The organism is Actinacidiphila yeochonensis CN732 (assembly GCF_000745345.1).
GTDB lineage: Bacteria > Actinomycetota > Actinomycetes > Streptomycetales > Streptomycetaceae > Actinacidiphila > Actinacidiphila yeochonensis.
Map to the genome: position 1 here is coordinate 1,712,519 of NZ_JQNR01000005.1, position 13,494 is coordinate 1,726,012.

General features: G+C 71.4%; 18 protein-coding genes. 6 read left to right on the forward strand and 12 right to left on the reverse strand.

Features of this window, described 5'->3' with window-relative positions; genetic code table 11:
• Positions 1 to 47 precede the first annotated feature (47 nt).
• A complete protein-coding gene (locus BS72_RS19110; protein WP_037912116.1) occupies positions 48 to 887 on the reverse strand; it encodes an SDR family oxidoreductase in 840 nt (279 codons plus the stop codon).
• A gap of 96 nt (positions 888 to 983) precedes the next feature.
• On the opposite strand from BS72_RS19110, the gene BS72_RS19115 reads away from it, so the two are divergent.
• Positions 984 to 1,358, forward strand: coding sequence for a winged helix-turn-helix transcriptional regulator (locus BS72_RS19115; RefSeq protein WP_037912117.1), 375 nt, complete (start codon positions 984 to 986; stop codon positions 1,356 to 1,358).
• Positions 1,359 to 1,575: 217 nt separating this feature from the next.
• On the opposite strand, the gene BS72_RS19120 is transcribed toward BS72_RS19115, so the two are convergent.
• The 4 genes from BS72_RS19120 to BS72_RS19135 are packed head-to-tail and all read right to left on the reverse strand — an operon-like array spanning position 1,576 to position 3,162.
• Positions 1,576 to 1,830 carry a DUF397 domain-containing protein gene (locus BS72_RS19120; protein WP_037912118.1) on the reverse strand — a complete coding sequence of 85 codons (255 nt, stop codon included), beginning with the start codon at positions 1,828 to 1,830 and terminating at the stop codon, positions 1,576 to 1,578.
• The gene (locus BS72_RS19125; protein ID WP_037912121.1) at positions 1,827 to 2,078 is read right to left on the reverse strand and encodes a DUF397 domain-containing protein; all 252 of its coding nucleotides are present in this window, start codon (positions 2,076 to 2,078) and stop codon (positions 1,827 to 1,829) included. Before BS72_RS19125 ends, BS72_RS19120 begins: the two co-directional genes overlap by 4 nt.
• Before the next feature lie 8 nt (positions 2,079 to 2,086).
• A complete protein-coding gene (locus BS72_RS19130; protein ID WP_037912122.1) occupies positions 2,087 to 2,326 on the reverse strand; it encodes a DUF397 domain-containing protein in 240 nt (79 codons plus the stop codon).
• On the reverse strand, positions 2,326 to 3,162 hold the full coding sequence (locus tag BS72_RS19135) for a helix-turn-helix domain-containing protein (RefSeq protein WP_051951967.1): 837 nt from the start codon (positions 3,160 to 3,162) through the stop codon (positions 2,326 to 2,328). Before BS72_RS19135 ends, BS72_RS19130 begins: the two co-directional genes overlap by 1 nt.
• 113 nt (positions 3,163 to 3,275) lie before the next feature.
• Here BS72_RS19135 and BS72_RS19140 point away from each other — a divergent pair, with 113 nt between their 5' ends.
• Positions 3,276 to 3,716, forward strand: a complete 441-nt coding sequence (locus BS72_RS19140) for an ATP-binding protein (RefSeq protein ID WP_037912124.1) — start codon at positions 3,276 to 3,278, stop codon at positions 3,714 to 3,716.
• A gap of 116 nt (positions 3,717 to 3,832) precedes the next feature.
• Here BS72_RS19140 and BS72_RS19145 read toward each other — a convergent pair whose 3' ends face one another.
• On the reverse strand, positions 3,833 to 4,021 hold the full coding sequence (locus BS72_RS19145; RefSeq protein WP_157856277.1) for a hypothetical protein: 189 nt from the start codon (positions 4,019 to 4,021) through the stop codon (positions 3,833 to 3,835).
• Positions 4,022 to 4,257: 236 nt separating this feature from the next.
• Between BS72_RS19145 and BS72_RS19150 the strand changes: the two genes are divergently transcribed.
• Positions 4,258 to 4,677, forward strand: coding sequence for an SHOCT domain-containing protein (locus tag BS72_RS19150; RefSeq protein ID WP_037912129.1), 420 nt, complete (start codon positions 4,258 to 4,260; stop codon positions 4,675 to 4,677).
• A gap of 33 nt (positions 4,678 to 4,710) precedes the next feature.
• Here the strand turns inward: BS72_RS19150 and BS72_RS19155 are convergent, their stop codons facing one another.
• The 4 genes from BS72_RS19155 to BS72_RS19170 all read right to left on the reverse strand — a co-directional run bounded on the left by BS72_RS19155 (position 4,711) and on the right by BS72_RS19170 (position 9,670).
• Positions 4,711 to 6,321 carry an MFS transporter gene (locus BS72_RS19155; protein ID WP_037912132.1) on the reverse strand — a complete coding sequence of 537 codons (1,611 nt, stop codon included), beginning with the start codon at positions 6,319 to 6,321 and terminating at the stop codon, positions 4,711 to 4,713.
• 272 nt (positions 6,322 to 6,593) lie between these two features.
• Positions 6,594 to 7,262 carry a class I SAM-dependent DNA methyltransferase gene (locus tag BS72_RS19160; RefSeq protein WP_037912135.1) on the reverse strand — a complete coding sequence of 223 codons (669 nt, stop codon included), beginning with the start codon at positions 7,260 to 7,262 and terminating at the stop codon, positions 6,594 to 6,596.
• The gene (locus tag BS72_RS19165; protein WP_232792468.1) at positions 7,255 to 8,460 is read right to left on the reverse strand and encodes an alpha/beta hydrolase; all 1,206 of its coding nucleotides are present in this window, start codon (positions 8,458 to 8,460) and stop codon (positions 7,255 to 7,257) included. Before BS72_RS19165 ends, BS72_RS19160 begins: the two co-directional genes overlap by 8 nt.
• 220 nt (positions 8,461 to 8,680) lie before the next feature.
• Positions 8,681 to 9,670, reverse strand: coding sequence for an aminoglycoside phosphotransferase family protein (locus tag BS72_RS19170; RefSeq protein ID WP_051951263.1), 990 nt, complete (start codon positions 9,668 to 9,670; stop codon positions 8,681 to 8,683).
• 118 nt (positions 9,671 to 9,788) lie between these two features.
• Here BS72_RS19170 and BS72_RS19175 point away from each other — a divergent pair, with 118 nt between their 5' ends.
• Positions 9,789 to 10,685 carry a fructosamine kinase family protein gene (locus tag BS72_RS19175; RefSeq protein ID WP_037912137.1) on the forward strand — a complete coding sequence of 299 codons (897 nt, stop codon included), beginning with the start codon at positions 9,789 to 9,791 and terminating at the stop codon, positions 10,683 to 10,685.
• Positions 10,686 to 10,749: 64 nt separating this feature from the next.
• Here BS72_RS19175 and BS72_RS19180 read toward each other — a convergent pair whose 3' ends face one another.
• On the reverse strand, positions 10,750 to 11,931 hold the full coding sequence (locus BS72_RS19180; protein ID WP_198545926.1) for a methyltransferase domain-containing protein: 1,182 nt from the start codon (positions 11,929 to 11,931) through the stop codon (positions 10,750 to 10,752).
• Positions 11,932 to 11,938: 7 nt separating this feature from the next.
• On the reverse strand, positions 11,939 to 12,073 hold the full coding sequence (locus tag BS72_RS39250; protein ID WP_265736802.1) for a hypothetical protein: 135 nt from the start codon (positions 12,071 to 12,073) through the stop codon (positions 11,939 to 11,941).
• A gap of 172 nt (positions 12,074 to 12,245) precedes the next feature.
• Here BS72_RS39250 and BS72_RS19185 point away from each other — a divergent pair, with 172 nt between their 5' ends.
• On the forward strand, positions 12,246 to 12,986 hold the full coding sequence (locus BS72_RS19185; RefSeq protein WP_037912139.1) for a helix-turn-helix transcriptional regulator: 741 nt from the start codon (positions 12,246 to 12,248) through the stop codon (positions 12,984 to 12,986).
• Positions 12,986 to 13,456, forward strand: coding sequence for an NUDIX hydrolase (locus BS72_RS19190; RefSeq protein WP_037912140.1), 471 nt, complete (start codon positions 12,986 to 12,988; stop codon positions 13,454 to 13,456). Before BS72_RS19185 ends, BS72_RS19190 begins: the two co-directional genes overlap by 1 nt.
• The last annotated feature ends 38 nt before the right edge of the window (positions 13,457 to 13,494 follow it).

A 13,494-nucleotide genomic window follows, 5' to 3' on the forward strand; every position in this document is an offset into this window, starting at 1 on the left:
GTGGACCGCCGGCTGCGAGGAGCCGTTCCGGTGGCGCCCGGCCGGTCTCAGCGGAACGCGGCGATGTGGCGGGCGGCCCAGTCGGCGAAGGTGCGCGGGGCGCGGCCGAGGACCCGCTGGACGTCCGGGCTGACCCGCAACTCGGCCGGGTTCGGGGAGCCGAGGATGTCCAGGGTGTCGTCGGCGAGCTCCGCCGGCATGCTTTGGGCCATCGCGGCCCTGGCCTCGGCGCGGGTGAGCTCGTGGAACGCCACCGGCGAGCCCAAGGCGGCGGCGAGGGCCTCCGCCTGCCGGCGGGGAGTGATCACCTCCGGGCCGGTCAGCTCGTAGGTGCCGCCGGTGTGCCGGTCGTCCAGCAGACAGGCCGCCGCGACCTCGGCGATGTCGGCCGGGTCGATGACCGGTACCCCGATGTCGCCGAAGGGCGCGGCGACGACCTGTCGGGCGCGGACGGACTCGGCCCACCAGAGAGCGTTGGAGGCGAAGCCGCCCGGCCGCAGGACGGCCCATTCCAGGCCGGACTCCCGCAGCGTGTCCTCCAGTGCGCGCATCGCGACCCGCGTGGCGCCGAAGGGCCTGGTCACCACGCCCAGCGTCGAGAGCAGGACGACCCGGCGGACCCCGTTGGCCGCCGCCTCGCCGATGATGTCGGCGGGGTTGGCCCCGGCGGCGTGCAGGTCGCCGGAGAGCAGCAGGAACAACGCCTCCGCCCCGGCCAGCACGGGCTTGAGACCGGTCGGTTCGGCCAGGTCGGCGACGACATGGCGGGCCCCGTCCGGCACGGCCGCCGTGTGCCGCGACACAGCCGTCACCTGCCGGCCCGCCTCCACCAGCGCCCGCGTCAACGGCCGTCCGATGTTCCCGGTGGCCCCGGTTACCACGATCATGTTCAGCTCCTTGTCGGCGTGTTGTCCGTTACGGCCGTCACGCTAGGAGCGCGGGCTTACTTTTAGTAAGGACATACCTGTAGGTAAGCTCATGGCATGGCGGGAGGCGTGCAGTACAGAGAGGCCGGGTCGGGCAAGCGGTATGACGTGTTTCACACGGACTGCCCCGCGCGCGACGTGGTCGACCACGTGACCAGCAGGTGGGGCATCTGGGTGCTGATCTCCCTGCGGAGCAACAGCCTCCGCTTCTACGAGCTGCGCGAGAGCATCCACGGCATCAGCGAGAAGATGCTCGCCCAGACCCTGCGCGCGCTGGTCCAGGACGGCCTGGTCTGGCGGGAGGTCGAGCCGACGACACCGCCTCAGGTCACCTACGGGCTGACCGAGTTCGGCCAGGACATCGGCGAGCCGCTCAAGGAGCTGTTCGACCGGATCACCCGGCGGCTACCGCGGCAGGCGAACGCGGAATAGCGGGGGAGCGGGGTGGTGGTGCTCTCGACTGGTGCCACCCGTAGCACGTCACCGTGGCCAGCCACGGCCATTCGCGCTCTTCGGTCGGGCAACGCCGCAGCGCTACGGCATCGGTCGTCGTGCTCGCACTCCTGCGTGGCCGCGCGCTGGGCGCGGGTGCCCGGCGGACGCCCGGGGTGGGGTGCGGGCGGGCCGGGCACCGTCGGGTGGGTTCACCTCAGTGGGCGAAGCCGCCGGAGTTCACGTGGTTGACGAACACGGCCCAACTCCCGGCCGGGAAGGTGAGCATGGGGCCGTCGGGGTCCTTGGAGTCCCGGACGTGGACGGCGGTTTGGTGGGCGGCGACTTCGATGCAGTTGCCGCCCGCCTGGGAGCTATGGCTGGACGTGTGCCAGTCGTAGGCGACTTCGACGCAGTTCCCGCCCGTGTCAGTGCTGTGGCTGGACGTGAACCACCTCAGCGTGGCGGTCATGGCTGGTCCTGGTGGCTGGCCCAGTGGGTGAAGGCGGTCCAGGCGGCGGGGGCGAAGGTGAGCATGGGGCCGTCGGGGTCCTTGGAGTCGCGGACGTGGACGGCCGTGCGGTGTGCGGCGACTTCGACGCACTCACCGCCGGACTGGGAGCTGTGACTGGACGTGTGCCAGTCGTAGGCGACTTCGACGCAGGCGCCGCCCTGCTCGGTGCTGTGGCTGGACGTGAACCACTTACGTGCGCCGGACAATGTCCCTCCTAGTTGCTTGCCCATTCTGCGAAGGCGGCCCACTCAGCCGGGGTGAAGGTGAGCATGGGGCCGTCAGGGTCCTTGGAGTCCCGCACATGCACGGCGGTCTGGTGGGCGGCGACCTCCACGCAGTCTCCGCCCTGCTCGGTGCTGTGGCTGGACTTGCGCCAGTCGTAGGCGACTTCGATGCAGTTGCCGCCTGTCTGGCTGCTGTAGCTGGACTTGAACCACTTCAACGTGCCGGTCATTACTCTCCTAGCAGCTCATCCAGCAGACCCTTCGTGTCCTCGGGAGTGAGGGCCTGCGACCGCAGCATCGCATACATGTAGGTCAGGATGCAGACTTCGTCGGGGTCGTGGATGAGGTGACTACCGCGCGGGGTCTCGGCGTAGGCGTACTGCTCGTGCTCCTGCGTCTCCAAGACAACGAATGGACCGGAAAGGGCGGCATGAGTTGTTCGACCCAGCCGCAGGATCTGGATGGTGATGCCGGGCAGGTCGGCGCACTCGCGCAGGTGGCGGACCTGCTCGCGGAAAACCTCGGAGCCGCCGAGCTGGTCCCGGAGGGCGGCCTCTGAGATCACGAAGCTCGCCACAGGCGGAACCTCGCGCCGAAGGAGCTCCTGTCGTTCCATGCGCTTGGTGACTCGGAGTTCCCTATCGTCCGGAGTCAGTTGCGGGATCTCGTTGCTGAAGACCGCACGCATATAGCCCTCGGTCTGGAGCAGGCCCGGTACGACCTGGTTCTCGTATGAGGACATAGCGATTGCCTCGCGCTCAAGGTTGACGAATTCCTCCGCCCAGGGTGCGATCGCGTCTCGCTCGGGCAGGTTGACCACCATCACCACCAGCGCCCCACCGGTCTTGAGGCATTGGTCCAACTCCTCCGCCAGTTCGAGGCCGAGGGGTCGCCGACCCTGCTCGATCGACTCCAGCTTCGCCTGGCTGATGTGCAGCAGGCACGCCAGCTGCACCTGCGTGTAGGTGGCTCGGACCCGGTAGTGCGCTAACAGCTTCCCCAGCTGCTGGTACGGGGTGGAGTTCTTCTTGCCGGGGGACTGCCGCGGCTTGCGGGTGGAGGCCATGCGGAAACAGATACCCCCTGCGCAGTCGTACCGCATCATCACTAACTCGTACATCACTGGCGTACGGGTTAGCAGTCTGGTACGGGGTGATCACGTTCCGCAACCCTTGTCGCATGAACGACGAGGCTTGTCCAGAGGGTTGGGTACGGGAGCGGTTCTTCCGGCGGGAGCGGAGGTCCGTCCCGAAGGCGCGGGAGTTCGCGGTGGAGGCGCTGCGGGCGTGGGGGTTCCACGAGCGGGAGGCCGACGTGGAGCTGTGCGTCAGCGAGTTGGCGACGAACGCGCTGGAGCACGGCGTGCCGCCGGGGCGCGGGTACCTGCTCCTGCTGCGGCGCGAGGAGGGCGGGCAGGTGCTGCGGGTGGAGGTCCACGACAGCGGGGACGGCACGCCGCGCGTCGCCGACCAGCCGGGGCGCGGGCGGGACGAGGAGGAGGGCGGGCGCGGGCTGCTGCTGGTGGACGCCGTGGCCGACAAGTGGGCCGTGGCGCCCCGGGACCCGGGCAAGATCGTGTGGTGCGAGTTCGCCGTCCGCGTCCCCGCCCCCCGGGGCTGACCGGCCCGTGCGGACGAAGCCCAATCAGGCCGGCCGCTCGCACACCTCGCGGGTCGAGAACTCTCCACTGGCTTTAACAACGCTCTACGGGGGGGCGAAGGGTCGCCTCCCCGTCATCACGCGCCCCCTGAGGCCACCGCGCTTCCCGCTGGGTGGTCGGGCCGGATCGGCGGCGGCGTCCTCGCCGCGCAGGGGCCGCAGCCGGCCGGGCAGGTGACGGTCGTCTCCGGGCGCTTGCCGCCGTCGCGGCCGTAGAGGACGTCGTGGCCATAGAGGCCGTAGAGGACGTCCAGCACGTCCAGCACGTACAAGCGGTATCTGCTGCTCGGTCCTCGGGGTTCCTGATTCCCTTTGGGGCGCTTCTTTTCGCGCCGCCTGGGAGGAATGCGCGGGACTGCGATTGGTGGTGGTGACATTGCACACGGCTACGGCCGGTGGGAATATGGAAGGGAGGACTGCGCGCGCTCCATGAGTCTCGGCAGTCCGGGAGAGCGGGCGCGGCGAGGGTCGAAGCAGCCCGAGCTGCCGGTCAGGGGAAGCCATGACGCACACCTATCTGGCCAGCGACTACCCGGTCCTCGGGGCGTTCTGGACGATCCTCCTGTTCACCGCGGCCGTGCTGTGGCTCATTCTGCTCTTCCGGATCGTCGTCGATGTTTTCCGGGACGACGAAATGAGCGGATGGGGCAAGACGGGCTGGCTGCTTCTCGTGATATTCCTTCCGTTCCTCGGGGTTTTCGTCTATGTCGTGAGCCGGGGCCGCGGTATGGGGCAGCGCGAGCTGCGGCACGCCCAGCAGCGGCAGCAGGAATTCGACAGCTACGTCCGCGACACGGCTCTGGGCGGCGGGATACCGGAGCGAACGCAGGCCCAGGAGCTGGCCGATCTCGCCGAGATGCACGACAAGGGCGCTTTGTCCGACGAGGAGTTCCGGAAGGCGAAGGCGGAGGTCCTGCGCTGAGCCGGCTGCTGGTCCGGCGGGCTGGGCGTGAGGTCAGGGCTGCTTTTCGGTGAGCCGGTCGGTGGGGAGCCTGCGGGTGAAGGCGAGGCTGGCGAGGGTGATGCCGCCGGCGGCCAGGATCGCCGCTTTGAGGGCGTTGAGCTGAGCCTGGGCGTAGGAGTCCGCGACGGCGTCCACTTCGGAGGGCGGTAGTCCGGCCTGCTCCGCGCCCGCGCGTACCTGGTCGGCGCTGACGAAGCTGACGCCGGCCTCCATCCGGGTGCCTGCTTCCGCGCGGGCGGCGGCCGAGATCTTCGGGTGGTCCTCGATCTGGCTGGTGAAGGCGGTCACCAGCGCGCCGATGAGGAGGGAGCCGATCAGGGCGGTGCCCAGGGAGGAGCCGAGGTTCTGGGCGGTGTACTGCAGTCCGCCGACCTCGCTGCGTTCGCTCTCGCCGACGCTCGACTGGACCACGTTGCCGAGCTGCGAGGCGAGCAGGCCCATGCCGAGGCCGAGGACGGCCATGGCGAAGCCGAACGACAGGTCGTCGATGTGCGGCTCGATGGTGCCCAGCAGCCACAGGATCGCGACCAGCAGCACGAGCAGGGCGGTCCGCACCACCGTGCGAGGACTCGCGAACCGGCCGAGGTAGGGGCCGCTCATGGCGGACAGCAGCATCGTGACGGACACCGGCAGGAGCCGCAGCCCGGTCTGGAAGGCGTTGAAGCCCTGCACGACCTGGAGGTAGAGGGGGATGACGAAGAACAGGCCGAGCAGGATGAGGTTCTGGCTGAGCAGCATCGTCAGGCCCGAGCGAAGGGACGCGACGCCGAACAGGGAGAACCGGATCAGCGGCTCGGGGCCGCGCACACCGGCTCCCCGCCGTCGCGCGAGCCGGTTCTCCCAGGCGCGCAGAAATCCCAGCAGCACGCCGCCCACGGCGATGACGAACACGGTGGGGGAGAAACCGAGGACGGTGAAGGGCGGGTTGCGCGGCCGCAGCCAACCCCACGAGCTGCTCTGGAGGACGCCCAGGACGATCAGGGCCAGCCCGCCGGCGGACAGCACCGTTCCCACCACGTCCAGGCGCGGCCGCTCCCTCACGCGTGCGGGTTCGTCCTTCGCGATCCAGCCGAGCAGAGCCAGCATGGCGACGACGAGCACGACCTCTCCGGCGAAGACCAGCCGCCACGTCGCGTACGTGGTCAGCCAGCCGCCGAGCAGCGGGCCGACGGCGATGCCCGCGCCGGCCAGCCCGCCGATGACGCCGTAGGCCACGGCCCGATCCCGGCCCGCGTAGGCGCCGCCCACCAGCGCCGCGAGCGCGGGCAGCACCAGCGCCGCGCCGAACCCCTCGATGACCGACCAGCCCACGGCGAGCACCCACAGCACCGGCGCGACGGCGGTGAGCGCGGAACCGACGGCGTAGACGGCCAGGCCGACACCGAAGACACGGCGGCGGCCGAACATGTCACCGAGCTTGCCGCCGGTGATCATGAACGCGGCCATGACCAGGGTGTAGAGCGTGATGACGCCCTGGATCGCGGTGACTTCGGTGTCGAAGTCCTTCACGAGCTGACTGATCGACACGTTCATCACCGACGTGTCGAGCACCATCAGAAACTGTGCTGTGCCCAGCACCACGAGCGGCCGCCATCGCCCCACCTCCCACCTCCACAGGTTCGCCCCGCTCGCCCCGAATGGTTCCCTTCCGTAACGAAAGGGAGTGTCATCGTGGCCGGTGCGCACAGGACTCACGGGCACGCCACGCCGTGCCGCCGGAAGCCGGTCGCGGTGATGAGCGCGGCCTGTCGGCCGCCGTCGATCGTGTCGGCCGTCCCCGGCCGTCCCCGGCCGTCCCCGGTCGTCCCTGGCTCGCGGGCGGGGTCCGGGCGGGGGGCAGGGGGCCGGGCGTGGTTCGGGGCGAGGGGGGCGGGTCAGGTGGCGGCGAGGGGCTTTCGGGCCAGGAGGAAGCCCTGGGGGGTCTTCTCCGGGAAGGGCTCCTCGTCGTCGCGGCGGCGGGTCGTCCGGGCGTACTCCACCAGGCCCGCGTCGGCGAGGAGCCGGGAGAGGACGTCGGGTCGCAGCCGGTGGAAGTGGAGGTCGACGGGGTGGCCGAACCCGTCCGTGCGGTGTGCCACCTCGTCGCCGAGCTGGAACCCGAGCTGGAGGTAGCCGCCCGGCTCCAACGTCCGGTGGAACTCGGCGAAGACGGCCGGGAGGTGGGCGGGCGGGACGTGGATGACCGAGTACCAGGCCAGGATTCCGGCCAGCGAGGCGTCCGGCAGGTCGAGGGCCAGCATCGACCCCTCCACGAACCGCAGCCCCGGGTACGTCTGCCGGGCCTGCGCGAGCATGCCGGGCGAGAGGTCGATCCCGAAGACCGGCAGGCCCTGGGCGTCCAGGTACGCGGTGACGCGGCCGGTCCCGCACCCGATGTCGGCGACGGGCCCGCCGCCGCCCGCCCGCACCAGCTCGGCGAACCCGGCCAGCACGGCACGGTCCAGCGGCTTGGCCACCAGCTCGGCGCGGAACCGTTCGGCGTAGTCGGCGGCCATGGCGTCGTAGGAGGCCCGGGTGGCGCGCAGGAAGTCCGGCTCAGTCATGACCGGCCACCGTACCCGTGCCCTCGGACAACTCGCCCTGGGGCGGGCTGTTCTCGGTGGACCGGACCCAGGTCGTGAAGTGCTCCACCGCCGCGATGACGGCGTGGAACCGGATCGAGGGGAAGAAGTCGAAGGCGTGCTGGGTGCCGGGGAGTTCGGCGTAGACCACCGGCCGGGTCGAGACCCGGGCGAGTTCGGTGGCGAAGTGGCGGGCGTCCTCGGGCAGGACGAGCGTGTCCATCGACCCGTGGACGAGGAGGAACGGCGGCGCGTCGGCGCGCAGGTGCGCCAGCGGGGAGGAGCCGGGGTGCTCCTCGGCCCTCCCGTAGTAGCCGTAGAGGCCGATCACCCCCGACACCGGGGTGTCGTCGGCCGCCGGGCCCGGCCGGGTTCCGGTGCCGTTGGCGGTGAGCGCCGCCGTGGCCGCCAGGTGGGCGCCGGCGGAGCCGCCGGCCAGGAACAGGGTGCCGGGATCGGCGCCGTAGTCGGCTCCGTGCTCACGCACCCAGCGGACGACCCGCCGCACGTCGGCGAGCCGGTCTGCGTACCGGAGGCCCCGGCCCAGCCGGTAGTTCGCGCTCACGCACACCCAGCCCTGGCCGGCCAGCCGGTAGAGCAGGGGGCGCGCGCCGAGCATCTTGCCGCCGACGCGGAACCCGCCGCCGTGCAGGTAGACGAGTACGGGCGCGTTCGTCACGCCGGACCGGGGGACGTACACGTCGAGCAGGTGGCCGCGCCCGGCGTCGCCGTACCGGACGTCGGCCACGCGCCGTACGCCGAACCGGTAGGAGACCAGAGGCAGGAAGAGGAGGCGGAGCAGGGGCAGTCGGCCGCGCCGTCCCCTCGCCTCCCGCTCCGGTACCGCCCCCGGCCCGAGCGCGTCGCGCAGCGCGGCTGTCAGACAGGGGCGGGCGGTGCGGGCCCGCGCGGCGAGCACCGCCAGTCCCGCCGCCGTACCCGCCGCCACGCCCACGGCCACCCACCAGCCCGGCGCGCCCACGTCGCCGCCGACCAGGACCGGTACCGCCCCGGCCGCCAGCACGTACAGGCCGAGGAAGGGCTGCTCGTTGACCAGGAAGGTCAGCGCGAAGCTCAGGTTGAAGGGGCTTGAGCGCCGGGGACGCGGCGGGCGCAACGCGAGCAGGGTCATGAGGGTGACCGCCCCGCTACCGGAGATGATCCGGGTGACGAGCACCACGACTTCCTCTCAGCCGCACGATGCGAGCCGCTCGATGCGAGCCGCTCGATGCGAGCCGCACCCGCGAGCCACACGATGGGAGCCGCACGACGCGGGTCCGGCGGCCTGTCCTGTGGACGTGTTCCGATGGTTCACTGCTTCCGCACAGCCAGGACCAAGCGTAGGACCGGGCGACCACCCCTGGCAGGACGTCGGTCAACTCCCGTGCGTCAACGCTCCGTCAAGGCCGGCCACGCTCGGCGGGACCGCTCGCGCGGCGCCTGGCCTGGAAGCTCGGTCCGGCGGATTCCGTGAGCAACTCCGCAAGACGGTCGATCAGTTCGATGAGCGTGTCCAGCCGTGGTCCGCCGCGCGCGACGCGGAAACCGTGGCGGCGGCCATGGAACGCGCTCTGGACGGCGTGGAACTGCGCCCAGCGCCGGGCGCGTTCGCGATCGACCTCCGCGGCCTCGGCGTAGACGTCCAGAACGCGGTGGGCGGCCCTGCGCAGGTCGGGGGCCTCCAGGAGCGTCAGGGCGCGGGACTTGAGCAGGGTGCCGCCGTCGTAGGCGGGATCACCCGCGTACCCCTTGGGGTCGACGGCCAGCCACGGTTCCCGGTCGGCGCGCAGGATGTTCCTGGCGTGGAGATCGCCGTGGACGAGGGTGTCCGGCTGGACGGCGGCCAGTTCGCGGACGGTCGCCACGGCGGCGTCCACCACGTGGCGCGGCAGCGCGGGCGCCAACTCCTCGGCGTCCTTGCGCAGCTCCTCCTCCCAGGCGGCGGCCTGGTCCCTCAGCCGTGGCAGGTCCGGCGGCGCGGGGACGGCCAGCCGGCGACTGATCCGCCCGGCCACCGTCGCGACCTCGTCGCCGTCCTCGACCTCGGCCAGGGTGGACGACCGGACCCGTTCGAGCAGCATCGCGAACCGCTCGTCGTCCCGCTCGTGCAGCAGGACCGCGCCGCGTCCGTTCCACGCCGCGAAGGCGTCGGGCTCATGGACGTTGCCGGGGTGCGGAAACGACAGCTTCAGCACAGCGGCACCCCCGGCCCGCCGACGCACCGGGATGACGACCCCGACGCCCCCGTGCATGACCTCCCCGTCCGGCACGCAGCCCCAGAGGTCCAGCAACTCGCCGCTGATGTGCCCCAGTTCGCCGAGCCAGGCCGCTCCGCGCGCACCTTCCCGCGCGAGAGTGCTCCGCGTGAACGCCTCCGGAATCCCGATCACCCGGGCACCCTACGCGCGGGACGTCCGGGCTTTCGGCGCCTTGATGGTGTTCTTCGCGATCTGGTAGGCGTGGACGAACCACTCCTGGTCCGTGGTGGCGTCAGAGGGGAGCACAACGGTGACAGAGGAGACGTCCTTGCTGCTCGAACGGGTGCACGCGGCCGGCCTGACGGACGTGGTCGCGGTCGAGCCGGTCAGCGGGGGCCTCGCCGCGACCGCCGGACTCGCGCGCCGGGGGGACGGCACGCAGGTCTTCGTCAAGGCGTTCGGGGAGGGGCTCGGGGAGCCACCGTCAGAGGACGCCTTCGTCACGGAGGCCGAAGGACTCACCGTGCTGCGCGAGGCGGGCGGCGTCGCCACGCCCGAGATCGTCCGCGCCGACCGCGGCCTGCTCGTGCTCTCCGTGCTGCGGCCCCGGCCGGGCACCGGGGCGTTCTGGGAGCAGCTCGCGCACGTCCTCGCCCGTCTGCACACCTCCACGCGGCACCCCCGGTTCGGATGGCACCGGGACAACTGGCTGGGCCGTCGACGGCAGGTCAACACCTGGGAGGACGACGGGTTCGCGTTCTTCGCCCAGCACCGTCTGCTGCGCTGGCTCGGCGAACCCCGCGTCCGCCAGGCGCTCGACGCGGCGGACCGGGCGGCGCTGGAGCGGCTGTGCGACCGGCTGCCCGAGCTGCTGCCGGTCAGGCCCGCCTGCCTGACGCACGGCGACCTGTGGGCGCTGAACGTCATGGCCACCGCCGACGGGCGGCCCGCGCTGATCGACCCGGCCGTGTCGTACACGTGGGCCGAGGTCGACCTGGCCCACCTGTGGACGACGGCGCCGCCGCCCGAGGCGCAGGTGTTCTTCGAGCGGTACGCCGAGCTGACCGGGCTCGACCCCGACTGGCGCGACCGCATGCCGATCCTCCAGCTGCGCCAACACCTCGCGGTGATCGCCCAGTTCGACCCGGACTGGGGCGCCGCCGAGCTCGTCCGCGCCACCCTCGCCCCGTTCCGGCACCGGCCCTGACCACCGCGTGCCACCGGCCCTGACCACCGCGCGGCGGCGCCCCGCGACCATCGCGCGGCCGGTGCTACCCGATGGCGGCGCTGTGGACGACGTGGTCGGGGCTGTCGAGCCACACCTGCTCCCCGGCCGGGCCGACCGTGAGGCCGAACCGCTCGAACCCCGGCCGCCCCTGCTCCTCCCACCAGCGGTGGGCGGCCGCCACCTCGTCCCAGAGGCTCCGAGGCCCGGACTGGCGGACCTCGAACTCCTCGCGGCTCGGGACGTAGTCGACCGTCGCCCACGACGTGACGGCCGTGTCGCGCAACCACAGCGTGTACGAGCCGTCGCCGTACGCCTCGGCCCACGGGAACGCCCCGGACACCCGCACGCCGATCGCGAACATGACCGGCCAGTCCCCGACCGACTCCGGGGAGAGGCCGGTCACGCTCCGCCGCCCGTCGGCCGGCCACGCCCGCCCGCCGAGGTACTCGCGGACGTGCCGCAGCCGGGTGCGCTGAGCGCGCAGCCGCATGAACGCCGAGGAGCCGAGGAAGGGGCCACTGGCCGTCCCGTCCTCGGCCACGGTGAGACGGACCACCGCCTCCCCGCCGTACTCCGGCCCCCACGGCGCCACGATCAGCCCGCCCGGCCTCGTCTGCGCGATCCACTCCCGGGGGACCCGGCCGACGGACGCGGTGGCGATCAGGCGGTCGTACGGCGCGCCGTCGGCGTACCCCTCGGCCCCGTCGCCGACCACCGTCGACGGCTCGTACCCGGCCGCCTCCAGCCGGGCCCGCGCATCCCTCGCGCTGGCCTCGTCCACCTCCACCGTGACCACGTTCCCGGCGCCGAGCCGGGCGGACAGCAACGCTGCGTTCCAGCCGGTCCCGGTGCCGACCTCCAACACGCGGTGCCCGTCCTGGACGTCCAGCGCGTCCAGCATCGAGAAGACCATGGTCGGCATGGAGCTGGAGCTGGACGGGATCTTCCCCCTCCCCGGGCCGGTGTACGCCCAGTCGTCCCACTGGGTCGTGATCGGCGCGTCCCGGTGGACGGCCCGCCACCAGCTCTCGGGCTCCTCGGTACGGACCACCCGGTCGTCCTGCCGGTTCATTCCGGCGCGGCCGGGCCAGATCACGTCCGGGACGAACAGGTGCCGGGGCACCGCGTGGAAGGCGGGCAGCCAGTCGCCGGTGAGCGCTCCCTTTTCGATGAGCGCGGAGGCGAGCCCGTCAGGGCCCGCCCCCTTCTCGCTGTGGGTGGTCATGGAGTTGTCAGCGGCCGTCCGCCGGGCCCTGACCGTCGTTGGTGTTTCCGCCCTCGTCGGAGCCGCCTCCGCCGTGCTTGTTGCCGCTGTCACTGTCGTCCTGCGGGTTCCCGTCCGTCATGGTGAGCCACCAAGCGCGCATGGTCCGTATCTCCTGTCTCCGTTACCCGGCACGCGTTCATGTGCCGGATTTCCTGGGTCGATGATCCGGGTCTGCCCTGGGACGTGGGAACCTCCCCGGAACCACACTTCTGGACGTCCCCAAGGGAGGTAGAACGTCCCTGGGCAATGTGCCGGTAGTCAGGAGAGAACCGATGGCCAACGAAAGGTTGCGCGCCACCATGGCGGCAGCAGGTTGGACGTACGCTGGCTTGGCGGCTGTGGCAGAGGTCGACCCCAAGTCGGTGGAGCGTTGGGTGAACCTGGGCCGCACGCCTCGCCGGGAGACCGCTCTACGCGCCGCCGAAGCGTTGGGAGAGGACATGTTCGCACTTTGGCCGTCACTTCGGCAGGCACGCGCAGCCCGGGCGGTGAGTCCCGAACTTGTCGCGCTGTACGAACGACGGGCGGGCGTTGCCTTATCTGCGTACATTGACCTGTTCGCTCAGGCGCGGGAGCACCTGGACATCCTGGTGTATGCGGCGGTGTTCCTTCACGAGACCTACCCTGGGCTCAACGATCTGCTCGCGGAACGGGCTGCTGAAGGCTGCTCGGTGCGCATCGCCCTCGGCGATCCGGACAGTCCCAACGTGCGGCAGCGGGGAATGGAAGAGAAATTCGGCCACGGCATCGAGTCGCGGTGCCGCTTGGCGCTTATGCACTACAGCCCCCTCGTCGGAACACCGGGAATCGAGATCCGCACGCACGGAACAACCCTCTACAACAGTCTTTACCGCGCTGACGATCAAGTTCTCGTCAACGCGCATGTTTTCGGCGCCAACGCCTACGTCGCACCCGTGTGGCACCTTCGCCGTGCTGTGTCCGGCGGGATGTTCGACGGCTACATGGCGAGCTTTGACTCCGTATGGGAAACAGCGGCTCGGCGGGAGAAGTGATGGCACGCACCGAGTTCTACGACGACCCGAACGCCCCCGAGCCGAACAGCCTGGTCGTCGCGGCCTCCGCCGTCGTCACCGACGAGCGGGGCCGGGTCCTCCTGCAACGCCGACGGGACAGCGGCCTGTGGGCGCTGCCCGGCGGCGGGATGGACATGGGCGACTCCCTGCCCGGGGCGGCGGTGCGGGAGGTCAGGGAGGAGACCGGCCTGGACGTGGAGATCACCGGACTGGTGGGCACGTACACCGATCCCCGGCACGTCATCGCCTACACGGACGGCGAGGTCCGACGGCAGTTCAACGTCTGCTTCACCGCCCGGGTGGTCGGCGGGGAGTTGGCGGTCTCCGAGGAGTCCACCGAGGTGCGGTTCGTCCCCCCGGGCGATCTCGACTCCCTGCCGATGCACCACACGCAGCGGCTGCGGCTGGCCCACTTCCTGGAAGGGCGCGAACGCCCGTACCTCGGATGAGGGCACGCGCCCCCCGCGGCCCCTGTGGCGGCTCGGCA

Bases quoted from the DNA above. Each gene is read 5' to 3' on its own strand.
- BS72_RS19185 (WP_037912139.1), top strand. From the start codon at position 12,246: ATGGCCAACGAAAGGTTGCGCGCCACCATGGCGGCAGCAGGTTGGACG.
- BS72_RS19135 (WP_051951967.1), bottom strand. From the start codon at position 3,162: ATGGCCTCCACCCGCAAGCCGCGGCAGTCCCCCGGCAAGAAGAACTCC.
- BS72_RS19180 (WP_198545926.1), bottom strand. From the start codon at position 11,931: ATGACCACCCACAGCGAGAAGGGGGCGGGCCCTGACGGGCTCGCCTCC.
- BS72_RS19160 (WP_037912135.1), bottom strand. From the start codon at position 7,262: ATGACTGAGCCGGACTTCCTGCGCGCCACCCGGGCCTCCTACGACGCC.
- BS72_RS19130 (WP_037912122.1), bottom strand. From the start codon at position 2,326: ATGACCGGCACGTTGAAGTGGTTCAAGTCCAGCTACAGCAGCCAGACA.
- BS72_RS39250 (WP_265736802.1), bottom strand. From the start codon at position 12,073: ATGCGCGCTTGGTGGCTCACCATGACGGACGGGAACCCGCAGGACGAC.
- BS72_RS19150 (WP_037912129.1), top strand. From the start codon at position 4,258: ATGACGCACACCTATCTGGCCAGCGACTACCCGGTCCTCGGGGCGTTC.
- BS72_RS19120 (WP_037912118.1), bottom strand. From the start codon at position 1,830: ATGACCGCCACGCTGAGGTGGTTCACGTCCAGCCACAGCACTGACACG.
- BS72_RS19190 (WP_037912140.1), top strand. From the start codon at position 12,986: ATGGCACGCACCGAGTTCTACGACGACCCGAACGCCCCCGAGCCGAAC.
- BS72_RS19140 (WP_037912124.1), top strand. From the start codon at position 3,276: ATGAACGACGAGGCTTGTCCAGAGGGTTGGGTACGGGAGCGGTTCTTC.
- BS72_RS19110 (WP_037912116.1), bottom strand. From the start codon at position 887: ATGATCGTGGTAACCGGGGCCACCGGGAACATCGGACGGCCGTTGACG.
- BS72_RS19115 (WP_037912117.1), top strand. From the start codon at position 984: ATGGCGGGAGGCGTGCAGTACAGAGAGGCCGGGTCGGGCAAGCGGTAT.